Source organism: Burkholderia sp. THE68, assembly GCF_009938265.1.
Classification (GTDB): domain Bacteria; phylum Pseudomonadota; class Gammaproteobacteria; order Burkholderiales; family Burkholderiaceae; genus Caballeronia.
Genome location: NZ_AP022316.1, coordinates 939280 through 961021, shown reverse-complemented (window position 1 = coordinate 961021; position 21742 = coordinate 939280). Strand labels below are relative to the sequence as shown.

Here is a 21742-nt window from a genome sequence, read left to right as displayed (position 1 = left end):
GGAGAGCGCGAAGCAATAATCGGACCGCGACACCCCGCTTGATCAAAGCGCTTCGGTCACCGCGCGCAGGAACTGGCGCGTGCGCTCATGCTGCGGCGCGGAGAAGAACTGCTGCGGCGGCGCCTGCTCGATGATCTTGCCTTGCGAGAAGAAACACACGCGATCGGCGAACTCTTTCGCGAAACCCATCTGGTGCGTGACCATCAGCATCGTCAGGTCATGCTCCTCGCCGAGACGGCGAATGACGTTGAGCACTTCGCCGCACAGTTCGGGATCGAGCGCGGAGGTCACTTCGTCGAACAGCATGATCTTCGGGCGCATCGCGAGCGCGCGTGCTATCGCGACACGCTGCTGCTGTCCGCCCGACAACTGCGACGGATAGTGATTGCACTTTTCGGCAAGGCCCACCAGCGACAACAGTTCGCGCGCGCGCTCGTTCGCTTCCTTCTTCGACAGCCCGAGCACGCTCATCGGCGCTTCGATGGTGTTCGCGAGCGCGGTCATGTGCGGAAACAGATTGAAGCTCTGAAACACCATGCCGATCTTGCTGCGCACCTGACGCACATGTCGCGGCGATGCGGGCACGAGCTTGCCGCCGCGCATCTCGTGCGTGAGCGGTTCGCCGTCCACTTCGATGACGCCATCGGTCAGTGGATCGAGCGTCATCAGCACGCGCAAAAGGGTGGATTTGCCCGAGCCGCTCGGCCCGATGATCGCCACCTTCTCGTTGCGCGCGACATCGAGATCGAGGCCGTCGAGCACGGTGAGCGGGCCATAGCGTTTGGTGACGTTGCGAAAGCGCACGATCGGCGTGTTCGCGTTCTGCTGTGCCGCCGCGCCAAGCGCCGGGTCGAGATCTCGTTTCATCTGCTGCTCCTGGAGTTGCATTACCGTGCGCCGTCCAGCGGGGTCGGAGTGGTCGATACGCGAGGGCGAGCCATCATGGCAGCCTCACGCGCCGTTCGAGATGACGCACGCCCGAGGCAAACGTCACGCTGATGATGAGAAAGAAGATGCCCGTCATCGTGATCGGTTCGAGATAGCGGAAAGTCTCGGAGCCGATGTTCTTCGCCTGCTGCATCAGTTCGACAACGGTGATCGCGGACAGCACCGGTGTGTCCTTGAACATTGCGACGAGATAGTTGCCGAGCGCGGGAATCACCGGGCGAATCGCCTGCGGCAGAACCACGCCGGTATAGGTGCGCCACGGCGAGAGCGACAGCGCGCACGACGCTTCCCATTGCCCGCGCGCGACGCCGTTCAGACCCGCGCGATACACCTCGGACACATAGCACGCATAGTGCACCGCGATGCCGAGCGTGCCCGCGGTGAGCGCGGACATCGTGAAGCCGTAGAGCGGCGCGACATAGAAGAGCACGTACACCTGAATCAGGAGCGGCGTGCTGCGGATGAACTCGATGAAGAGCGCAGTCGTCTTCGCGAGCGGGGCGAACTCGCTGCGCCGCATGATTGCGAGCACGAGGCCGAGCACGAGTGCGATCGCGAAGCCGACGAGCGTGATGCCGATCGTGTACGTCGCCGCGCGCGCGAGCTCGGGCAGGATATGCAGCGCATATTTCACATCGAAGAGTTGACCGAGCGAATTCATGATGCAGCCCTCGGAACGGCGCGGCTGTTGCGACGAATGGCGACGTGACTGCTTACGCGCCGCTCGAACACGCGCATCACGGCGACGATCACCTGCGCGAGCACGAAGTAGATGAGCAGTGTGAGACCGAATACCTCCGCCGTCTTGAAGGTCGCTTCGTCGAGCTGGCGTGCGCGGAAAGTAAGGTCCGAAAGCGTGATCAGCGAGACGAGCGAAGTGCCCTTGAGCAGTTCGATCATCAGGTTGGTCGCGGGCGGCAGCGCGTTGATCATCGCCTGCGGCAGCACCACGCGGCGCAGCCGCGCCGCCGCCGGCATGTTCAGCGCGAGCGCCGCTTCGTATTGTCCGCCCGGCACTGAGCGCAGCGCGCCGCGCAGAATCTCCGAGCCATACGCGCCATAGTGCAGCCCCAGCCCGACGATGGCGACCGTGAACGGCGTCAACTGCACGTTGAAGGGCGGCAGCGGCAATACGAAGAACAGCCAGAACAACTGCACCAGCAGCGAGGTGCCGCGAAAGACTTCGACATATACGTTGCCGGCCCAGCGCACGGCGCGATAGGGCGCGGCGCGCAACGCCGTCGCGACACTCGCCATGACGATCGCGAGCAGGATGCCGATGACGGCGATCTGGATCGTGACGAGCGCGCCCTTCATCATCAAGGGCAGAAGCTCATTGAGGTCACTCATGACGGGTCCTCGCTGATAGTTGGACGCGGTGCGTCACTGGAAAAAAGCGACGTTCAGCCGGCGCACAGTTCCGGCGCTTTCTTCGTCGTCACGTTGGACTTGTCGAAGCCGAAGGGCCCGACCGTCTTCAGGTGATCGTCGGTGCCGAGCCACTGATGCAGTTCCTTGTTCACGGCATCGCGCAGGTCGGTGTCTTCAGGACGGAACGCAAGCGCGCCGTAGCCGGTGTGCTTCGGATCGTCGTTGAACTGGCTAATCGCTTCAACCTGCGGGCCGCCCTTCGTTGCGAGACCCTTCATCGTCAGCGCGGTGCCCACGGCCGCATCGGCGCGGCGCGCGCGCACGGCCTGCAATTGCGCGGTGGTGTCCGGAACCTGCAGGATCTGGTCATCCTTAATGCCCGCCTGGCGCGCATAACCCAGCTCGGCCGTCCCTGCCATCACAGCAAGTTTCGTGTCCGGTTGCTTGGCGACATCGGCATAGCTGTGCAGATTCTTGGGATTGCCTTTCATCGTCAGCAGCGTATCGGGGATCTGGTATTGCGGATCGGCGAACGCGACCTGCTTGCAACGCTCGGGCGTGATGTACATGCCCGCCGCGATCACGTCGAAGCGGCCGGCTTTCAAGCCGGGAATCAGTGCGCCCCATTCGGTCAGCACCGCGTCGACTTTCTTCACGCCCAGCTTGGCGAACACCTTCTTCGCGATCTCGGGCGATTCGCCGGTCACGGTGCCATCGGGCGTCGTGTAGGCAAAAGGCGTTTCGTTCGCATAGCCGATACGCACCTCGCCGGTGCGCTGGATGCGCTGCAACGTGGTTTCCGCGCTTGCGCTCGTGGCATGGGCGGCGAGGGCCGCCGCCGCGACGCACGCCGCTGCCAGCATGCCAGACAGTCGCTTCGTGTTCATATCGTTCCCGTATTGATGGTTCTTCAAGCGTGGTCGAGTGAGGGCAATCCAATGGCCGGGATACGCGCGAGAGACAGAGAAAACCCTTACTCCTCAGGGGTTTGACGCATCTCGCAACACAGCCACGACCGGAGAATACAAAGCCATATATTTGTTCCGATTGCTCTAGGACAATTATTTTCGCGTGCGCTTTTGCGCCACTATTGCGCATGGAATCAGGCAAGCGAGGAGCAGGACGTGAACGAAAGATGGCGCGACGCCGTGCGAACGGTGCAGGGCGTGCAGTCCAAGTACAAGCGGCTGGTCAAGGCGATGGCCGCCGATATCGAAAGCGGCGCGCTCGCATCGGGCGAACGTCTGCCGCCGCAACGCGAAGTCGCGGCCGATCTGGCGATCAGCGTGCAGACCGTCACCAACGCGTACAAGGAACTGGAAAGGCAAGGGCTGATCCGCTGCGAAGTGGGGCGCGGCAGCTTCGTCTCCGCGCGCGTGACCGAGACGATGTCCCATTACATGCTCGACACGGCCGAGCGTTCCGTGGTCGATTTTTCGATTGCGCGCATCGTTCATACGCCCGAGCACGACGCGATGTGGCGCAAGGTCTGCGCGACACTCTCGACCATCGAGGATCAGCCGTGGATTCGCGCATTCCGGCCGATTGCGGGCTTCGACAGTCATCGTCAGGCGGGCGTCGAATGGCTCGCATCGCTCAACATGCCCGCGAAAGTGGAGACGCTGCTCGTCACCAATGGCGTCGCGCACAGCATCTTTCTTGCGTTGGCGTCGATCGTCGGTCCGGGCGATACGGTGCTGTGCGAAAGCCTCACGGATCACGGCGTGATCGGATCGGCCAACGTGCTGGGGTTTACGCTCAAAGGTCTGGAAATCGACGAGCACGGCATTCGCCCCGAGCACTTCGAGGAAGTCTGCGACAGCGAACGGGTAAGCGCGCTCGTCTGCACGCCGACGCTCAACAATCCGACCGTCGCGATGATGCCCGATTCGCGCCGCCGCGCGATTGCGCGCATTGCGGAGCGCTATGGCGTGTATGTGATCGAGGACGATGTCTACGGCGCGCTGCCCGCGAAGACGCAGACGCCTATCGCGAGCCTGATTCCCGAGCTTGCGTTCTATTGCACGAGCATGACGAAGTCGGTACTGAGCGGTTTGCGCACGGGGTTCATGACGGTGCCGCGGCGTCTCGCGCTGCGTGCGGAAAGCGTGCTGCGCGTGAGCTGCTGGATGGCGACCTCGCCGATCGCGGAAGTCACCTCGCGCTGGATCATGGACGGCACGGCGCAACGCCTCGTGCAGATTCAGCGCGAGCGGCTCGCGGCGCGCCAGGGCGTCGTGCGTGAAGTGCTCGGCGAATACGTGCTGGGCAGTCATCCGAACGCGCTGTCCGTGTGGTTGCGCGTACCCGACGAATGGGAAGCGGAACGCATCACGCGTGAATTGCGCAATCGCAATATCGCGGTGACGTCGCCCGATCCGTTTCTCGTGCGCGGCGCGGACCGGCCCAACGCGGTGCGGCTCTGCGTGGGCGCGGAAGTCGGTGAAGGCACGTTTCGCAGCGCGGTGGAAACGATGCGCGAAGTCTTCGGCCAGTACCCGCACGTGCACGACTTCAACTAAATGAACTAGGACAATCGAAAACGATTTTTTAGGACATTAGACTGAGTTGCATCGTTCACTTGAACACGCAATTCAGCCCGACATGTCCGCACTTACGCTCGCCGATGTCTACCGCGCCCGCCAGCGCATCGAAGGCCGCGCGCTCGTCACGCCGCTGGTTCAGTCGGCTGCGCTCTCGCGCATCGCGGGCGTGCCGGTTCATCTGAAGCTCGAACCGCTTCAACCCACGGGCAGCTTCAAGCTGCGCGGCGCGACCAATGCGCTCGCGCAACTTGCGGAAGAAGGCTGCAAGCGCGTGGTGACGGCATCGACGGGCAATCATGGCCGCGCGGTTGCCCACGCGGCGCGCTCGCTCGGCATCGAAGCGGCGGTGTGCATGTCTTCGCTGGTGCCGCAGAACAAGGTCGATGCCGTCGCCGAGCTCGGCGCGCGTGTCGTCATTGCGGGCAAGAGTCAGGACGATGCGCAGGTCGAAGCGCAACGTCTCGTGCGCGAGGAAGGCTACGCATTCGTGCCGCCTTTCGACGATGAACGCGTGATCGCGGGACAGGCCACCATCGGCCTCGAAATTCTCGAAGCGTTGCCCGATGCGGCGAGCATCGTCGTGCCATTGTCGGGCGGCGGCTTGTTCAGTGGCGTCGCGTTCGCGGCAAAAAACATTCGTGCCGACGTCAAGATGATCGGCGTGTCGATGGAACGTGGCGCGGCCATGCATGCGAGTCTCGCGGCGGGCAAGCCCGTGTTCGTCGATGAACTGAATACGCTGGCCGATTCGCTCGGCGGCGGCATCGGCCTCGACAACCGGCATACCTTCGCCATGACGCGCGATCTCATCGACGACATCGTGCTGCTCGATGAAGTGTCGATCGCGCGCGGCATCGTGCATGCGTACCGCGAGGAACGGCTCGTCGTCGAAGGCGCGGCTGCGGTCGGCATCGCGGCGCTGCTCGATGGCGCGATCAAGCTGCAAGACGGGCCGGTCGTCGTCGTGGTGAGCGGCAGCAACATCGATATCGAAACGCATCGCCGCCTTATCGGAGCGGCCTGAACATATGTCCAACATCGATACATCCACCGTGTTGCTCGGGCAGGCGCAATTGCGCAAGCTCGTGCCGCTCGACCTCGACGCGATCGAGCAAGTCGAAGCCGCGTTCAGATCGCTTGCGACCGAAGCCGTCGCGATGCCGCCGATCCTGCGTCTCGACATTCCCGAGCACGCGGGCGAAGTCGACGTGAAAACCGCGTATTTGCCGCGTTTTCCGAGCTTTGCGATCAAGGTGAGTCCGGGCTTCTTCAACAATCCGTCGCTCGGGCTGCCGAGTCTGAACGGGCTGATGCTGGTGCTGTCGGCGCATACCGGCCTGACCGAAGCCGTGTTGCTCGACAACGGTTATCTGACCGCGGTGCGTACTGCGGCGGCCGGCGCGGTTGCTGCGCGCTGGCTCGCTCGCAAGGATGCGAAGCGTGTCGCGATCATCGGCGCGGGCGAGCAGGCGCGCCTGCAATTGAAGGCATTGCGCCTCGTGCGCGATATCGATCACGTGACCGTATGGGCGCGCGATTCGGCCAGCGCGCATCGCTTCGCGCGTGACTGCGAAGACCTGCCGTGCGATGTCGCGGACAGCGTCAATCAGGCGCTCAGAAACGCCGACATCGCCATCACCACGACGCCGAGCCGCGAGCCTCTGATCCACGCGCGCGATCTGCATCCCGGCCTGCATATCACGGCGATGGGCTCGGATGCCGAGCACAAGAACGAAATCGCGCCAGATGTCTTCGCGAAAGCGCGCTACGTATGCGACCGCGTGCAGCAAGTGCGCGTGCTGGGCGAACTGCATCACGCGATCGAAGCCGGTGTGATCGATGCCGATGCGTCGTTCGCCGAATTGGGCGAAGTGATCGCAGGCAAGACAACGGGCCGCGTGGACGACGACGAAATAACCGTGTGCGATCTGACCGGCACGGGCGCGCAGGACACCGCGATTGCAACGCTTGCGATTCAGCGCGCGCGCGGGAGCCAGGCAGGAACCATTTTCCACAACGATGTGACCGCTTGATAGAGGGGACGATGTCCGAAATCATGCAAGAGAAGAAAGGCCGGGCGCCCGTGGTGCGCCTGCCGTTCGAGCGCAGCGAGTACGACGCGCGCATCGCGAAGACACGGCGCGCGATGGAGAAGGCGGGCATCGATCTGATGATCGTGACCGACCCGACCAACATGGCGTGGCTCACAGGTTACGACGGCTGGTCGTTCTATGTGCATCAATGCGTATTGCTCGCGATGGACGGCGAGCCGGTCTGGTACGGCCGCGGCCAGGACGCGAATGGCGCGAAGCGCACGGTGTTCATGTCACACGACAATATCATCGGCTATCCTGATCATTATGTGCAGTCGCAGGTTCGCCATCCGATGGATTACCTGTCGGCCGAGGTCATCGCCGCTCGTGGATGGGACGGCAAGCGCATCGGCGTGGAGATGGACAACTACTACTTCAGCGCGAAGGCGTATGCGTCGCTGACGCAGCATCTGCCCCACGCGAAGTTCGTCGATGCGACCGCGCTCGTCAACTGGCAGCGTGCGGTGAAGTCGCCGCGCGAGATCGAGTACATGCGCGTCGCGGCGCGCATCGTCGAGAAGATGCATGCGCGCATTCTCGACACGGTCGAGCCGGGCATGAAGAAGAGCGATCTCGTCGCGCAGATCTATGAAGCCGGCATCACGGGCGTCGAAGGTTATGGCGGCGACTATCCGGCGATCGTGCCGCTGCTGCCGACCGGCGCCGACGCCGCCGCGCCGCATCTTACGTGGGACGATTCGGCGTTCACCGCGAACGCCGGCACGTTCTTCGAGATTGCGGGCTGCTTCAGGCGCTATCACTGTCCGCTGTCGCGCACCGTGTATCTGGGCAAGCCGCCGCAGCATTTCATCGAAGGCGAGAAGGCAGTTGTCGAGGGCATCGAGGCGGGCCTCGCGGTTGCGAAGCCGGGCAACAAGACCGAGGACATCGCCAATGCGTTCTTCGCGGTGTTGCGCAAATTCGGCATCGAGAAGGACAGCCGCTGTGGTTATCCGATCGGTGCGAGCTATCCGCCGGACTGGGGCGAGCGCACGATGAGCCTGCGTCCCGGGGACAAGACCGTCCTCGAACCTGGCATGACGTTTCACTTCATGCCGGGGCTGTGGCTCGACGACTGGGGCCTCGAAATCACGGAGAGCATCCTGATTACGGAGACCGGCGTCGAGACCTTCTGCAACACGCCTCGAAAATTGTTCGTGAAGGAGTAACACGATGCGCGCGTCACCGATCAGCCCGACAGTCGACTTCGATGCCGAGGGCGTTCAGCACGGCTTCCTGAAGCTGCCGTACTCGCGCAACGATTCCGCGTGGGGCGCCGTGATGATCCCGGTCACCGTGATCAAGCGCGGCGACGGTCCGACCGCGCTGCTTACGGGCGGCAATCACGGCGACGAATACGAAGGGCCGATCGCGCTGGCGAAGCTCGCATCGACACTCGAGGCAAGCGACGTGAACGGCCGCGTGATCATCGTGCCGTACATGAACTACCCGGCGTTCCGAGCGGGCGCGCGCACGTCGCCGATCGATGCGGGCAACCTGAATCGCAGCTTTCCCGGCAAGCCGGACGGCACGGTGACGGAGAAGATCGCGGATTATTTTCAGCGTCATCTGTTGCCGCTCGCCGATTATGTGCTCGATATCCATGCGGGCGGCCGCACGCTCGACTTCCTGCCGTTTGCGGCGATTCACGTGCTGAACGACGCGACACAGCAAGCGCGTTGCGAGGCGGCGATGCGCGCGTTCGGCGCGCCGTATTCGATGCGGATGCTCGAACTCGACAGCATCGGTCTTTACGACAGCGCCGCTGAGGAAGCGGGCAAGGTATTCGTATCGACGGAACTGGGCGGCGGCGGTTCCTCGACGGCCAGGAGCGTGGCGATCGCGGAGCGCGGCGTCTATGGCTTTCTCGCGTATGCGGGCATCATCGAGAAAGAGGTCGCGCGTGAGGAAGCGCGCACGACGACCTTGCTGGATATGCCTGATGGTTCCTGTTACACGACGAGCGAGCATGGCGGGCTGCTTGAAATGTGCCGCGATCTCGGGGATAGGGTGAAAGCAGGTGATGTGCTTGCGCGCGTCTATGACATCACGCGCACGGGCGCGGCGCCGGTCGAATATCGCGCGAAGCGGGATGGGCTGCTGGCGGCGCGGCATTTTCCGGGCCTCGTGCAGACGGGCGATACCGTGGCGGTAGTCGCGGATATCGTTGAACGCAACATTGCTGTGAGCGTGTAACTTGATCAAGCTCGACCGCTACGATCTGGGCATCCTGCGCATCCTTGCGCGGGATGGCCGCATTACGAAATCGCGACTCGCGGAGGAGGTCAATCTGTCGATCTCGCCGGCCTGGGAGCGGGTGAAGAAGCTCGAGGACAGCGGGGTTATTCGCGGCTATCGCGCCGATGTGGATTGGACGGCGGCATTCAAGGGGAGCCGTATTGTCGTCGAAGTGACGCTATCGCGTCATACGGCGGCGGATATGCGGCGTTTCGAAGAGCGCGTTGCGGGGGCTTCGGAGATCGTGCAGTGTTTTGCCACCGGGGGTGGCGTGGATTATGTGCTGCATGTCGTGGCCAGGGATATCGATCACTATCAGCGGTTCATTGATTCTCTGCTCGTCGAGGAGCTTGGGATCGAGAGGTACTTTACGTATATCGTTACCAAGGTCGTCAAGGATTTGGGGGATGGGGCGCCGGAGTGGGTTGAGGTTTGATGGGGGTTTGGGGTTTGGTTTTGGGGGTTTGGGTTGTCGCCGGATCCCGTATTCGCGTCGGTCTATTAGCGTTGCCCCTGTGCGGGGCGGCAGTCACTTTCTTTGCTGCTGCAAAGAAAGTAACCAAAGAAAGCAGCTCGAGACGCCCGCGGTCATACGCAATTTGGGCATTCTTCTCGTCGTTCGTGGGCTCAGTAGCGAGTGCCCTCAAAGGTCACCTCGGGCTTGGACCGCGCACGGTCTGCCGCATCGCACCACATAACACACTGGTTCAGCACGAAATGGCTCCGGCCCGCTTCGCGGCCGATGGGTACATCCGGTTTGCGCGTGCTTCTGCGTTTCTACTTTCTCGTTGGTTTCCCTTGCATACCCCACGGCAGCGCGTAGCGCTGTGCCGGAACTCTTTCGTGCTGAACCAGCGTGATGGAAGTTATGGCTTGTCAGACCGTGCGCGGTCCAAGCCCGGTCAGGCCTACGAGGGCACTCGCTACAGAGCCCACGAGCAACGAGAATAGTGGCCAAATTGCGTATGACCGCGGGCGTCTCGAGCTGCTTTCTTTGCCTACTTTCTTTGCAGCAGCAAAGAAAGTAGGTGCCGCCCCGCACAGGGGCAACGCTAATAGACCGACGCGAAATCAGGCTTCCATAGAAGCCCAAAAAAAACACCCAAACCAACGCCCAAGAAACAGAAAAAACACCAACCCCGCAACGCGATAACGAAAACAACGAGAACGATAAGAACCGTAAAGTAGAACGCATCGGATCAAACGTTAAATCGCACGCCCGCGAGGGCAAAGTCCACATGCGAAAGGAGACTCCCATGCTGCTAGGCCATCCCGTTCTATTCAAATCGCTGTGCTATATCGACGGCCGCTGGGTCCACAGCAGCGACGCTGCATCGATCGCCGTGACGAATCCTGCGGATCAAAAGGTGATCGGTCACGTACCCATGCTCGACAAGTCGCAAATCGTCGGTTCGATCGACGCTGCCGATCGCGCATTCCAGTCCTGGCGCTGGATGCCGCAGCAAAAACGCGGCGCACTGCTGTTGCGCTGGCATGAACTGATCATGCGTCATCAATCGGACCTCGCGGGCATCCTGTCGCTGGAACAGGGAAAGCCACTCGCCGAATCCAAAGGCGAGATCGCCTATGCCGCGAGTTTCATCGAATGGTTCGCGAACGAAGCAAAGCGCCTCACGGGCCGCACGATTCCCACTCATATCGATGGCGCGCATCTCGGCACCGTGATGGAGCCGGTCGGCGTCGCTGCACTGATCACGCCGTGGAATTTCCCCGTCGCGATGATCACGCGTAAAGCCGCCGCCGCGATCGCCGCAGGCTGCACGGTCGTCGTGAAACCCGCGCATGAAACGCCTTTCTCGGCGATCGCACTCGCACAACTCGCGGAAGAAGCCGGCTTCCCGCCAGGCGTATTCAACGTCGTGATCGGCGAGCCGCAGATGGCGATGGAAACGCTCGTCAGCGATACGCGCGTGCGCGCCGTCAGCTTCACGGGATCGACGCGTGTCGGCAGTCTGGTTGCGAAAGCGGCCGCGCAATCGGGCATCAAGAAGCTTGCACTGGAATTAGGCGGCAATGCGCCGTTCATCGTGACGGAAGACGCTGACCTGGAACAAGCCGTGCGCATCGCAGTAGGTGCGAAGTTTCAGACGTCCGGACAGGATTGCTGCGCCGCGAACCGCATTCTGGTCGCGCGTCCGCTCTATGAGCAATTCGTCGAACGCTATACGGAAGCCGTGAAAGCGCTGAACGTGGGCAATGCATTCGAGTCGAATGTCGATATCGGCCCGCTCATGCATCAGGCCGCCTTCGACGCAACCGTCGTACGCATTGAGGACGCGAGAGCGCAGGGTGCGCGCATCACCGTCGGCGGCAACGCACATGCGCTCGGCGGCTGGTTTTATGAACCGACCGTCGTGGCCGATGCCAAACCCGGCATGCGCGTCTATGACGAAGAGAACTTCGCGCCGATCTCCGCGATTTCGCCGTTCGATACGCTCGACGAAGCCGTCGCGCGCGCCAACGACACGGAATACGGCCTCGCCGCCTACGTCTGCGCGACGCGCATCGACACGATCTTTCAGCTCGTGCGTCGACTCGATTTCGCGATGGTGTCGGTCAATGGCGTGAAATTCACCGGCGCGCCGATTCCATTCGGCGGCATGAAAGCGTCGGGTCTCGGCCGCGAAGGCGGCGCGGAAGGCTTCGAGCCTTTCGTCGAAACGAAATACTTTTGCCTCGGCAATCTGGGCCTGCCGCTCACGAGCGCAGCCTGAACGAACTATCCTCAAAGAGATGCATCAGGAATTCAAGGAGAAGCACATGACCCAGCAGAATCAATCGCTCGAACAACTCTTCGCCGAAGACCGCGCGCACTTCATGCACCCGTCCACGCACGCGCACGATCACGCGAGCGGCGCGCTGCCCGGCAAGATCGTCACGGGCGCGAAGGGCATCCGCATTCAGGATCATCAGGGAAAAAGTTATATCGATGCATTCGCGGGTCTTTATTGCGTGAACATCGGTTATGGTCGCACCGAAGTGGCCGATGCGATCTACGAGCAAGCGAAAAAGCTCGCGTATTACCACACCTATGTCGGACACTCGACGGATACGATCATCGAGTTGTCGTCGCGCATCATCGACTGGTCGCCCGAAGGCATGAAGAAGGTGTACTACGGCATGTCGGGATCGGATGCGAACGAAACGCAGATCAAGATCGTCTGGTATTACAACAACGTGCTGGGCCGCCCGAACAAGAAGAAGATCATTTCGCGCGAACGCGGCTATCACGGATCGGGCATCGTGACCGGTAGCCTGACCGGCCTGCCGAGCTTTCATCAAAACTTCGATCTGCCGATCGATCGCGTGAAGCACACCGTTTGTCCGCACTGGTATCGCAAGGCGCCCGCCGGCATGAGCGAAGCGCAATTCACCGCGTATTGCGTTGACGAACTCGAAAAGCTGATCGCAAAGGAAGGCGCCGATACCATCGCCGCATTCATCGCCGAACCGGTGATGGGCACGGGCGGTATCATCGCGCCGCCGCAAGGCTACTGGGAAGCGATCCAGGACGTGCTCAGGAAGCACGATATCCTTTTGATCTCCGATGAAGTCGTGTGCGGCTTCGGCCGTCTCGGCTCGAAGATGGGCGCGCAGCACTTCGGCATCAAGCCGGATCTCATAACGGTGGCGAAGGGTTTGACGAGCGCATATACGCCGCTGTCGGGCGTGATCGTCGGCGAGAAGGTGTGGGACGTGATCGAGAAAGGCTCGCAGGAATTCGGCCCGATGGGTCACGGCTGGACGTATTCGGGACATCCGATTTGCGCGGCCGCGGCAATCGCCAATCTCGATATCCTGGAGCGCGAGAACCTCACGCAAAATGCCGCCGATGTCGGCGCGTACTTGCAGCAGCAATTGCATACGGCGTTCGACGCGCATCCGCTCGTCGGCGAAGTGCGCGGTGCGGGCATGCTGGCGGCGCTCGAATTCATGGCCGACAAGGACGCGCGCAAGCCGTTCGATGCGGCACTGAAGGTTGGGCCGAAAGTCTCGGCGGCAGCCCTCGAGCGCGGCGTGATCGCGCGTGCGATGCCGCATGGCGATATTCTCGGCTTTGCGCCTCCGCTCGTCACGACGCGCGCTGAAGTGGATGAGATCGTCGGTATCGTCAAGCAGGCCGTTGATGCGGTCGCGAACGAAGTCATCGGTTCGGCGCTCGCGACGCAGGCGATCTGAGCTTTCAAATAGGCCCGCGCCACGGGGCCAAAAAGCAAAACGGCCACTTAACGTGGCCGTTTCGTCATTCATGCCCGATTAACGCGTCGCGATATACATCGTAATTTCAAATCCGAAGCGCATGTCGGTGAAACTCGGGGTTTCCCACTTCATAGAGCCTCCTTGTGCATGATTGGCCAGACGGATGTCGGACCATTGCGCGGTTGTTCTACTGCAGGCGCCGTGCAAATCCGCGCACATGAATCGACGCTCTCTTCATCCTACGCGAGTTCGCGGTCCGCACGATTGGAAATTGCACCGGCGTTCATTTAATTTATTTATAGCGATCTTTGACGATTTTATGAATGTCAGGTGATGTGCGCTTATTGTCAGGGAGCGTTTACCCTGCATCGATATTGCTCAGATCATTGCCGTTACGGCAAAGAAGATTCAAAACGCCGCGCTTGTCGTGGTCGAACGCGGCGCGAGCGATGCGCGCGTGAGTGCTTCGAGCGGCAGCGGCTTGTCGAAGAAATAGCCTTGCGCCTGCGCCGCGCCCATGTCGCGCAATACGGCGAGCGTCGCAGCATCCTCCACGCCTTCCGCGACGAGCGTCAGATCGAGCGACTCGGCCATGCGTACGATGGCGCGAACGATCGCGCGGCTGCGCGGACTCTCGGTCAATTCGAGAATGAACGACTTGTCGATTTTCAGGCCGGTGAACTGATATTGATGCACATAGCTGAGCGACGAGAAGCCCGCGCCGAAATCGTCGAGCACGACGGACATGCCGTTGTCCGCAAGACGCTGCATCGTGCGGCGCGCGAGATCCGGCTCGGCGACGAGCGCGCCTTCGGTCAACTCCAGACAGACGCGCGATGGCGACACGCGATAGCGCCGCAACAACGCGAGCACGTCGTCGGCGAATTCGGGGCGCGTCATGCTGTAGCTCGAGCAGTTCACATGCACCGGCGGCCAGTGCGCGAAATGTGCATTGGCGAGAATCGCGGCAACGCGTTCGAGCATGTAGAGATCGAGCCTGCCGATGAGCCTCAGGCCCTCGACCGACGGCAGAAACTCACCCGGCCCGACGACTCGGCCATCCGGTTGACGCCAGCGAATCAACGCTTCGAGCGCGACGATTTCGCCGCTCTTCACATCGACGATCGGCTGGAAGTAGGGCAGCAATTCATCGTCGCGCTTGATCGCGTTGCGCAGCGCGCCTTCGCGTTCCACTTGGTCCGACACTTCGCGTCGCAGTTCCTGATTGAACACGACGAAGCTGTCGCGACCCGCGTTCTTCACCCGATACATCGCAGTATCGGCATCGCGCAGAAGATCGGCGGGTTCCGTATGGAACTGACTGTCCGCACTCACGATGCCGATGCTGCACGACGAAAACACGACGTGCTCTTCGATATGAAACGGCAGATCGAACGCGGCGAGGATGCGCTTCGCGATCGACACCGCGTCGCGCACGGGCGCATTCGGCGAGAGCACGGCAAATTCATCGCCGCCCAGACGCGCGAGCAGATCCGTCGAGCGCAGGCAGTCGCGCAGACGCGCCGCGGCCTGCACGAGCAGCATGTCGCCGAAGTGATGACCGAGGCTGTCGTTCACGACCTTGAAGCGATCGAGGTCGATGAACATCACCGACAGTTCGTCGCCGCGCGTTTGATAGTCCCGCCACGCGCAGCGCAGCCGCTGCATCAGATGGCTGCGATTGGGCAGGCCCGTCAATGCATCGTGCGAGTTCTCGTAGAGCAGGCGTGCGTTCACGTCGTCGAGTTCGCGCGTGCGGGCCTGCACGCGCGCTTCGAGTTCGAGGTTCGCAGCGTGCAGCGCTTCGGCATCGCGACGGCGTGAAAGCGCGGTGTCGATATGGCGCGACACGAAGGTCAGCAACTCCTGATCGCGCAGCGAATAGCGCACGAGCGGCGAATAACTTTGCACCGCGAGCACGCCGCGCACGACATCGCCATCGAAGAGCGGAATGCCGAGCCACGAACGCAGGCGCACTTCGCGATGCTCGATCTCGAACGCGCCTTCTTCGATCAGACGCAGCGCCTCGGAATGGTCGATGAGCCGCGCGCGCCGCTCGCGGATCACGTATTCGGTAAGGCCGCGTTGTCCGCGTCGCGGCGCGGGGCGTTCCTGCACGATCTCGTCGACGTAATAGGGAAACGACACTTCGTCGGTTTCCGTTTCGAACAGCGCGATATAAAAGTTGCGCGCATAGAGCAGCTCGCCGACGATGCCATGCAGGCTGCGAAAGAACTCCATCGTGTCGCCCGGACGGCTCGACAGTTCGGCGATCTGATACAGCGCGGCCTGCAAGTGCTCGGAACGTTCGCGCTCGGCAATGCCGTGACGCAGCGCCGCGTTGAGCTTCGACAATTCGGACGTGCGCCGCGCGACCTGCTCTTCGAGGTCGGCGCGGTGCAGGATACGATCGAGCGCCATCGCCACATGGCGCGCGACGACGAGAAAGAGCGCGCGATCTTCAGCGGTATAGATGCGCGAGACGTCGTAGACCTGCATCGCGAGCATGCCGAACACTTCGTCGCTCGCGTTCTTGAGCGGCGCGCCCATCCAGAACTCGGGACGATCGCCGATGCAATAGAAACGGCCCGCGCGTTCGGCGGCGCAGATATCGGCGGCGGTGATGAAGAGCGGCTGCCCGCTCGTGAGCACCTGGCCCGTCATCGACAGGCGCGCCGGATTCAGAATGTCGTAGTTCTCGGCGGCGACGACATCGGTGTCGATCACATCGACGTAATACGGATAGGTGATCTTGCCCGTCTTGCGATCGTAGAGCGCGAGATAGAAGTTCTCCGCATCGATCAGCGTGCCGAGACGTTCGTGCACGCCGCGCAGAAAATCGGCGCGCTCGGGCACCGAACTCGCGAGATACGCGATTTCATAGAGCACGCGCTGCGTGAGTTGCGCGCGCGCGAGTGCGTCGGCCTGTACGCGCTCGCCGAGCGTGCGCGCAAGTTCGGTGAGATGCATGTCGTCGCGATGCCCGACGGGCGCGAGCAGCCAGCCGAGCACGCTTTCGCCGTGTCCGGTCGGCCAGCAGTGCCAGCCCTGCGTGGCGCAGGTCTCCGCGAGCCGTTCCTCCGCGATGCTGTGCGGCCAGGCTTGCGCGTCGGGCAATGGCGCATCGCCGCGTCGCTCAAGATGCAACTGCTCGCCCGCGCGATACCAGGCCCACTGCCGCGGACAGCCCATCGCGGCGGCCTCGCGCAGCAAGGCGTCGATCGATGACGCGACGCCGGCGAAGACCTTTTCGTCGGTCGCCGTCACGGTTGCAGGGTCGGCCGCGGTTACGCGGGCAACCTGCGCGTCGAACGCGGGAAACACACTCATCGGCGCTCCAGGCCATATTTGCCGCCCCCTCGGGCGGGTCTCGTTCAGCGACTGCGCTCGCACGCAGCCCGGGGCGCGTGTCTTTAGCAAACGGTCTTATAGGGGTAACGGCAGCGAGCATACAGGCTTGAGTACGCAAAACAAAAAAAGCGTTGGCACCGCCGCGCGGGCGGGCATTCATGCCGGATGCGCGGCACCGGCGTGGTCGTGTCCGGTAAATCTCTCGCGGTACGCCTGCGGCGATACGCCGAGCGAGCGCAGAAAGCCGCGCCGCATCGTTTCCTCGGTGCCGAAGCCGCAGCGGGCCGCGACGCGCTTCACCGGCAACGCTGTATCGCCGAGCAGTCGCCGCGCCGCTTCGAGCCGCATGCGCTCGATCGAACGCGCGGGCGTCGTGCCGGTCTGCGCGCGGTAATGGCGCACGAAACTGCGCTCGCTCATGCCGACGCGCGCGGCCAGCACGCCGACCGACAGATCCGCCGCGAGATTCTCCGCGATCCACGCGTGCAACTCGCCGAACCGCTCGCCCGATTTCTGCAGCGACAGCGCCGCGCTGAACTGCGCCTGCCCGCCGGGGCGCTTCAGAAACACGACGAGATGGCGCGCGACATCGAGCGCGAGCGTGCGCCCGAGATCTTCTTCGACGAGCGCGAGAGACAGGTCGATGCCCGCGGTGACGCCCGCCGAGGTCCACACGTCGCCATCGCGGATGAAGATCGGATCGGGCTCGACATGGACCGCCGGAAAGCGCGTGGCGAGTTCGGCGCAGCGCGTCCAGTGCGTGACGGCGCGGCGCTCGTTCAGCAGGCCCGCGGCTGCGAGCAGGAACGCGCCGGTGCAGACCGACGCGGTGCGCCGCGCATGCGCGGAATGCGCGCGCACCCAGTCGACCAGTTCGCGGTCACGCACCGCTGCGTGCACGCCCCAGCCGCCGGCGACGATCAGCGTGTCGCAGGCGTCGGCCGCATCCGGCAAGGCCTCGCCCACGAGTCCCAGCCCCGCCGACGCGTTCGCCGTCCCGCCCCGCGCCACGACGCGCGGACGATACGGCCGCGGCAAGCCCGCCGCCGTCGCCAGATCGTTCGCGGACGCGAACACCTGCAAGGGGCCGGCGACGTCGAGCAACTGGACGTCGGGGAAGGCGAGCACGTCGATGATGCGTGGGGCGTCGGTTTGCATGGCGGTTTCCCCGAAGGACAACATTTGGCGGAAAACGTGGGTTGTGTGTCGAGTTCGCCATAGCGTAGCGGCGTAGCATCGGTTCGTCTACTGCGAAAAACCATCGATCAAGGAGAAGACGATGACCTTACACATCGGCCTGCTGGTGTTCCCGCGCGTGCAGCAACTCGACATGACCGGCCCTTACGACGCGTTCGCGCACATGGCCGACACCCAGGTGCATCTGATCTGGAAGACGCGCGAACCGGTCAAATCGAGCGCCGGCATGATCCTGACGCCCGATGCGACCTACGCCGATTGCCCCGCGCTCGACGTGCTGTGCGTGCCGGGCGGCTCGGGCGTCGGCGATCTGATGGAGGACGAGGAGACGCTCGCGTTCATCCGCGCGCAGGCGGCGGGCGCACGCTATGTGACGTCGGTTTGCACGGGTTCGCTCGTGCTCGGCGCGGCGGGCCTGCTGCGCGGCAAGCGCGCGACGACGCACTGGGCGTTTCACGGGCTGCTCGCGGAACTGGGCGCGATTCCGGTGCATGAGCGCGTCGTGCGGGACGGCAATCTGTTCACGGGCGGCGGCATCACGGCGGGGATCGACTTCGCGTTGACGCTCGTGGCGGAACTCGTCGGCGAACACGAGGCGCAGGCGATTCAACTGCAAATGGAATACGCGCCCGCGCCGCCGTTCGACGCGGGCGATCCGGCGCGCGCGCCGGCGGCGGTCGTCAGCGACGTGCGCGAGCGTTCCGCGCCGTCACTCGCGGCGCGCGGCGCGATTACGGCGCGCGTCGCGGAACGGCTGAAACTGAATGCGTAATGCAAAACGCAAAATGCCGGATGGTCGAATGCATGCGTAATGCAAAACGCCAAAGCGCTAGAACCGCTTTTGCATGAAATAGCGTGGCTGGCCGCCGTGGAAATCGGCGAGTTCGCCGAAGGTCTCATACCCGCAGCGCGCGTAAAGCGCGTGCGCTGCGGGATTGACCGTATCGAGCCAGGCCGCGCGGCAGTGTCGCTTCTTCGCTTCGGTTTCCGCGGCTTGCAGGGCGCGCTCGCCGAGTCCGAGGCCGCGCGCATCCTCGCGTATCCACAGCCATTTCACGAAGAGCCAGTCCCACGCGGTATAGCCCGCGAGGCCGCCGAGAAAATCGTCGTCGCGATAGAGCGACACCGCCAGATCGCGCTGATGGCTCGGGCCGAGTTGCGCGCAGTTGAACGCGGCGAGCCCGCCCGCGACGTCGCGCTCGAAACTCGCGTCGATCCAGTCGGTGACTGCCAGGGTGACGTCCGCGCTCATGTGAATTCTCAGACCTGCGCCGCCGGCGCGACCGACGCGCCCTGGATGCCGTGCCGCGCGAGCGCATCCGCGACGAAGCCCGAGCGCTTCGCATCCTCCACGAACTCGCGCAGATAATTCGCGGCCTCGTCGCCGCGTCGTTTCGACAGACCCATCGCCTGCTCGATCACCATGAATCGTCCGTCGAGCAGGCGCAGTCCGGGCGTGCGCGCGGCATCGGCTTCGAGCTGCTGCCTGACGCCCGCCGCGACTTCGAGGTCATCGCGCAGAAACTCATCGACGACGGTCTGCGACAACGCCGTGCGTACGATCTGCGCGCGCCTGATTTCGCGCGTCAGAAAGAGGTCGTACGCGCTGCCCTTGCCGACCAGAATGCGGTTGCCTTCGCGATCGACGTCTTCGTTGCGCGCAAGCGGCGAGGCGTCGCGCACGAGATAGCAGCCCTCGATCAGCACATACGGCGCGCTGAACGCGATGCCCGCGCCGCGCAGCGGATCGATCGCGAAGAAGCCGACGTCGGCGCCTTCGTTCGTGACGGTTTCGACCGACTCCGCGGCGCGATCGAATTCGGTGAAAGCGACCGGCACGCCGAGCCGCGACGCAAGTTCGCGCGCGAGATCGACCGATACGCCGCCCGGCTTGCCGCTGTCGGTGCGATTCACGAGGACCGGGTTGCCGAGATTGAGCGACGCGCGCAGCGTGCCGGTGGGTGCGAGGGCATTACGCAAGGAAGCGGAAAGAGTCATGGCATTCGTCGATGAGTGAAGAGGAATGGCGATGCGGGCAATCCGATGCAGAATACGCGAACCGCAACCGCTATTGCAAAGGAACGGCATGCAACGCGAACGTATCGATAGCAGTGCATTGATCGAGCGCCTCGGGCTCGAACCGCATCCTGAAGGTGGATTCTTTCGTGAGACGTATCGCGCGAGTGGCCGTGTCACACGCGAAAACGGCGGCGAACCCCGTTCGGCGTTGACCGCGATCTATTTCCTGCTATGCGATGGCGCGCATTCGGCGTGGCATCGCATTCGCTCCGACGAGGTCTGGCATTTCTACGCGGGCGATCCGATCGACGTGCATGTGCTCGATGCGAACGGCGCGCTCGTCACGCATCGTCTGGGCAACGCGCTCGTGCATGCGGATGCTGTGTTTCAGGCCGTCGTCGAGGCAGGCGACTGGTTTGCCGCCGAGTGTCACGATGCGGATGGCGCGGCGCTGGTCGGCTGCACGGTCGCGCCGGGCTTCGAATTCAGCGAGTTCGAACTTGCCGCGCCGGGCGCGCTCGAAACGCGCTATCCGCAGCATCGCGAGCTGATCGCGCGGCTAGGCTCGAATCCGTGACCACGCGAGTGCGGTTATCATCGCGCGCATCATCGACAACAACGGAAGGTCAGGCATGAGCGTAGTGCGCCGCGGGATTCAATCGATCGAAGTAGGTGGGGCGCTGTTGCGCGCGCTGGTGGATCATGGCGGCCCGATGCTGCTCGGCGATCTCGCAAAGAAGGCGGGCATGCCTTCGGCGAAGGCGCATCCTTATCTCGTGTCGTACGGCAACCTCGGCCTGATTCAGCAGGACGCTGCGACGGGGCGTTACGAGCTCGGGCCGTTTGCCTTGCAGATGGGTCTGATCAGCCTGCAACGCGTCGATCCGGTGCGTCTGGCGATTGCGGAAGTGGCGAACATGACGCCGCGCGTCGAGCATACGGTTGCGCTCGCGAGCGCGGGCAGTTATGGACCGACCATCGTGCATATCCAGCAGGCCAGCGTGCCCATTCACGTGACGATGCGTACCGGTACGGTGATGTCGCTGTTGCAGACCGCGACGGGCCGCGCATTCGCCGCGTATCTGCCGCCGATGACGGTCGATGCGCTCGTCGCGATCGAGCGCGCGGGCGCGTTGCAGATCGGCGCGCAACGCCGCGATTACACGCGTGGGCAGATCGACGCAATGCTTGCCGAAGTGCGCGAGCATGGCATCGCGAGGGCGATCGACGAACCCGTCGCGGGGATTAGCGCGATGAGCGCGCCGGTGTTCGATCACTCGCGCAATATCGTGCTTGCGATCACGGCGATTGGACCGAGTGGTTCGTTTGATGGGGCATGGAGTGGTGATATCGCGAGGGCATTGCGCGATTGCGCGGGACGGGTGTCGAAGATGCTCGGGTTTGTTGTTGTTTGATTTCGGCTCGGGCCGAAAGGGGCCGTTGCGGTTTTTTTTGCTTTTGGTTTGGTCGCCGGATCCCGTATTCGCGTCGGTTTATTAGCACTGCCCCTGTGCGGGGCGGCAGTCACTTTCTTTGCTGCTGCAAAGAAAGTAACCAAAGAAAGCAGCTTGAGCCGCCCGCGGTCACACGCAATTTGGGTGTTCTTCTCGTCGATCGTGGGCTCAGTAGCGAGTGCCCTCGTAGGCCACCTCGGGCTTGGACCGCGCACGGTCTGTCACATCGCACCACGTGCGTGGCTGGTTCAGCACGAAATGGCTCCGGCCTGCTTCGCGGCCGATGGGTACGTCGGGTCTGCGT

General features: G+C 63.1%; 20 protein-coding genes. 11 read left to right on the top strand and 9 right to left on the bottom strand.

Translation table 11 applies throughout. From position 1 onward, the window contains the following. Window positions 1-42: 42 nt before the first annotated feature. The 4 genes from ehuA to ehuB form a co-directional block, all read right to left on the bottom strand. Window positions 43-867, bottom strand: a complete 825-nt coding sequence (ehuA, locus tag BTHE68_RS18010) for an ectoine/hydroxyectoine ABC transporter ATP-binding protein EhuA (RefSeq protein WP_162067646.1) — start codon at window positions 865-867, stop codon at window positions 43-45. 73 nt (window positions 868-940) lie between these two features. After that, the gene (gene ehuD / locus BTHE68_RS18005; protein ID WP_162067645.1) at window positions 941-1609 is read right to left on the bottom strand and encodes an ectoine/hydroxyectoine ABC transporter permease subunit EhuD; all 669 of its coding nucleotides are present in this window, start codon (window positions 1607-1609) and stop codon (window positions 941-943) included. Beyond that, on the bottom strand, window positions 1606-2298 hold the full coding sequence (ehuC, locus tag BTHE68_RS18000) for an ectoine/hydroxyectoine ABC transporter permease subunit EhuC (protein WP_174258069.1): 693 nt from the start codon (window positions 2296-2298) through the stop codon (window positions 1606-1608). The genes ehuD and ehuC overlap by 4 nt, the downstream gene beginning before the upstream one ends. A gap of 53 nt (window positions 2299-2351) precedes the next feature. After that, entirely contained in the window at window positions 2352-3206 is an 855-nt protein-coding gene (gene ehuB, locus BTHE68_RS17995; protein WP_162067644.1) for an ectoine/hydroxyectoine ABC transporter substrate-binding protein EhuB, read from the bottom strand. 237 nt (window positions 3207-3443) lie between these two features. On the opposite strand from ehuB, the gene ehuR reads away from it, so the two are divergent. The 8 genes from ehuR to BTHE68_RS17955 all read left to right on the top strand — a co-directional run bounded on the left by ehuR (window position 3444) and on the right by BTHE68_RS17955 (window position 13396). Then, window positions 3444-4841 (top strand): MocR-like ectoine utilization transcription factor EhuR, encoded by a 1398-nt coding sequence (gene ehuR, locus BTHE68_RS17990; RefSeq protein ID WP_162067643.1) that lies wholly within the window; start codon window positions 3444-3446, stop codon window positions 4839-4841. Window positions 4842-4923: 82 nt separating this feature from the next. Then, window positions 4924-5889 (top strand): hydroxyectoine utilization dehydratase EutB, encoded by a 966-nt coding sequence (gene eutB, locus BTHE68_RS17985; protein ID WP_162067642.1) that lies wholly within the window; start codon window positions 4924-4926, stop codon window positions 5887-5889. A gap of 4 nt (window positions 5890-5893) precedes the next feature. After that, complete coding sequence (locus tag BTHE68_RS17980) at window positions 5894-6898, top strand: cyclodeaminase (RefSeq protein ID WP_162067641.1); 1005 nt, start codon at window positions 5894-5896, stop codon at window positions 6896-6898. An 11-nt stretch (window positions 6899-6909) separates the two neighbouring features. Then, window positions 6910-8127 carry an ectoine hydrolase DoeA gene (doeA, locus tag BTHE68_RS17975; RefSeq protein ID WP_162067640.1) on the top strand — a complete coding sequence of 406 codons (1218 nt, stop codon included), beginning with the start codon at window positions 6910-6912 and terminating at the stop codon, window positions 8125-8127. A gap of 4 nt (window positions 8128-8131) precedes the next feature. Further along, window positions 8132-9154 (top strand): N(2)-acetyl-L-2,4-diaminobutanoate deacetylase DoeB, encoded by a 1023-nt coding sequence (gene doeB, locus BTHE68_RS17970; RefSeq protein WP_162067639.1) that lies wholly within the window; start codon window positions 8132-8134, stop codon window positions 9152-9154. 1 nt (window position 9155) lies between these two features. Then, entirely contained in the window at window positions 9156-9632 is a 477-nt protein-coding gene (locus tag BTHE68_RS17965) for an Lrp/AsnC family transcriptional regulator (RefSeq protein WP_174258068.1), read from the top strand. Between the two features lie 820 nt (window positions 9633-10452). Further along, on the top strand, window positions 10453-11931 hold the full coding sequence (locus BTHE68_RS17960; protein WP_162067638.1) for an NAD-dependent succinate-semialdehyde dehydrogenase: 1479 nt from the start codon (window positions 10453-10455) through the stop codon (window positions 11929-11931). Between the two features lie 46 nt (window positions 11932-11977). Continuing rightward, window positions 11978-13396, top strand: a complete 1419-nt coding sequence (locus BTHE68_RS17955; RefSeq protein WP_162067637.1) for an aspartate aminotransferase family protein — start codon at window positions 11978-11980, stop codon at window positions 13394-13396. 78 nt (window positions 13397-13474) lie between these two features. On the opposite strand, the gene pqqA is transcribed toward BTHE68_RS17955, so the two are convergent. The 3 genes from pqqA to BTHE68_RS17940 all read right to left on the bottom strand — a co-directional run bounded on the left by pqqA (window position 13475) and on the right by BTHE68_RS17940 (window position 17926). Beyond that, window positions 13475-13549, bottom strand: a complete 75-nt coding sequence (gene pqqA, locus BTHE68_RS17950) for a pyrroloquinoline quinone precursor peptide PqqA (RefSeq protein WP_008353049.1) — start codon at window positions 13547-13549, stop codon at window positions 13475-13477. A gap of 276 nt (window positions 13550-13825) precedes the next feature. After that, window positions 13826-16747 (bottom strand): sensor domain-containing phosphodiesterase, encoded by a 2922-nt coding sequence (locus BTHE68_RS17945; protein WP_162067636.1) that lies wholly within the window; start codon window positions 16745-16747, stop codon window positions 13826-13828. 177 nt (window positions 16748-16924) lie between these two features. Then, a complete protein-coding gene (locus BTHE68_RS17940) occupies window positions 16925-17926 on the bottom strand; it encodes a GlxA family transcriptional regulator (protein ID WP_162067635.1) in 1002 nt (333 codons plus the stop codon). A 121-nt stretch (window positions 17927-18047) separates the two neighbouring features. On the opposite strand from BTHE68_RS17940, the gene BTHE68_RS17935 reads away from it, so the two are divergent. Next, window positions 18048-18737 carry a DJ-1/PfpI family protein gene (locus BTHE68_RS17935; protein ID WP_162067634.1) on the top strand — a complete coding sequence of 230 codons (690 nt, stop codon included), beginning with the start codon at window positions 18048-18050 and terminating at the stop codon, window positions 18735-18737. 57 nt (window positions 18738-18794) lie between these two features. On the opposite strand, the gene BTHE68_RS17930 is transcribed toward BTHE68_RS17935, so the two are convergent. After that, window positions 18795-19217 carry a GNAT family N-acetyltransferase gene (locus tag BTHE68_RS17930; protein WP_162067633.1) on the bottom strand — a complete coding sequence of 141 codons (423 nt, stop codon included), beginning with the start codon at window positions 19215-19217 and terminating at the stop codon, window positions 18795-18797. An 8-nt stretch (window positions 19218-19225) separates the two neighbouring features. Further along, complete coding sequence (locus tag BTHE68_RS17925) at window positions 19226-19963, bottom strand: ABC transporter substrate-binding protein (RefSeq protein ID WP_162067632.1); 738 nt, start codon at window positions 19961-19963, stop codon at window positions 19226-19228. An 88-nt stretch (window positions 19964-20051) separates the two neighbouring features. Here BTHE68_RS17925 and BTHE68_RS17920 point away from each other — a divergent pair, with 88 nt between their 5' ends. Together BTHE68_RS17920 and BTHE68_RS17915 are read left to right on the top strand one after the other, a co-directional pair. Continuing rightward, window positions 20052-20561 carry a cupin domain-containing protein gene (locus tag BTHE68_RS17920; RefSeq protein ID WP_162067631.1) on the top strand — a complete coding sequence of 170 codons (510 nt, stop codon included), beginning with the start codon at window positions 20052-20054 and terminating at the stop codon, window positions 20559-20561. 55 nt (window positions 20562-20616) lie between these two features. After that, on the top strand, window positions 20617-21399 hold the full coding sequence (locus BTHE68_RS17915) for an IclR family transcriptional regulator (protein ID WP_162067630.1): 783 nt from the start codon (window positions 20617-20619) through the stop codon (window positions 21397-21399). Window positions 21400-21742: the final 343 nt, after the last annotated feature.

Coding starts and splice junctions, on each gene's coding strand:
- ehuA (WP_162067646.1), bottom strand. CDS start 867: ATGAAACGAGATCTCGACCCGGCGCTTGGCGCGGCGGCACAGCAGAAC.
- ehuD (WP_162067645.1), bottom strand. CDS start 1,609: ATGAATTCGCTCGGTCAACTCTTCGATGTGAAATATGCGCTGCATATC.
- ehuC (WP_174258069.1), bottom strand. CDS start 2,298: ATGAGTGACCTCAATGAGCTTCTGCCCTTGATGATGAAGGGCGCGCTC.
- ehuB (WP_162067644.1), bottom strand. CDS start 3,206: ATGAACACGAAGCGACTGTCTGGCATGCTGGCAGCGGCGTGCGTCGCG.
- eutB (WP_162067642.1), top strand. CDS start 4,924: ATGTCCGCACTTACGCTCGCCGATGTCTACCGCGCCCGCCAGCGCATC.
- BTHE68_RS17980 (WP_162067641.1), top strand. CDS start 5,894: ATGTCCAACATCGATACATCCACCGTGTTGCTCGGGCAGGCGCAATTG.
- doeA (WP_162067640.1), top strand. CDS start 6,910: ATGTCCGAAATCATGCAAGAGAAGAAAGGCCGGGCGCCCGTGGTGCGC.
- doeB (WP_162067639.1), top strand. CDS start 8,132: ATGCGCGCGTCACCGATCAGCCCGACAGTCGACTTCGATGCCGAGGGC.
- BTHE68_RS17960 (WP_162067638.1), top strand. CDS start 10,453: ATGCTGCTAGGCCATCCCGTTCTATTCAAATCGCTGTGCTATATCGAC.
- BTHE68_RS17955 (WP_162067637.1), top strand. CDS start 11,978: ATGACCCAGCAGAATCAATCGCTCGAACAACTCTTCGCCGAAGACCGC.
- BTHE68_RS17945 (WP_162067636.1), bottom strand. CDS start 16,747: ATGAGTGTGTTTCCCGCGTTCGACGCGCAGGTTGCCCGCGTAACCGCG.
- BTHE68_RS17940 (WP_162067635.1), bottom strand. CDS start 17,926: ATGCAAACCGACGCCCCACGCATCATCGACGTGCTCGCCTTCCCCGAC.
- BTHE68_RS17935 (WP_162067634.1), top strand. CDS start 18,048: ATGACCTTACACATCGGCCTGCTGGTGTTCCCGCGCGTGCAGCAACTC.
- BTHE68_RS17930 (WP_162067633.1), bottom strand. CDS start 19,217: ATGAGCGCGGACGTCACCCTGGCAGTCACCGACTGGATCGACGCGAGT.
- BTHE68_RS17925 (WP_162067632.1), bottom strand. CDS start 19,963: ATGACTCTTTCCGCTTCCTTGCGTAATGCCCTCGCACCCACCGGCACG.
- BTHE68_RS17920 (WP_162067631.1), top strand. CDS start 20,052: ATGCAACGCGAACGTATCGATAGCAGTGCATTGATCGAGCGCCTCGGG.
- BTHE68_RS17915 (WP_162067630.1), top strand. CDS start 20,617: ATGAGCGTAGTGCGCCGCGGGATTCAATCGATCGAAGTAGGTGGGGCG.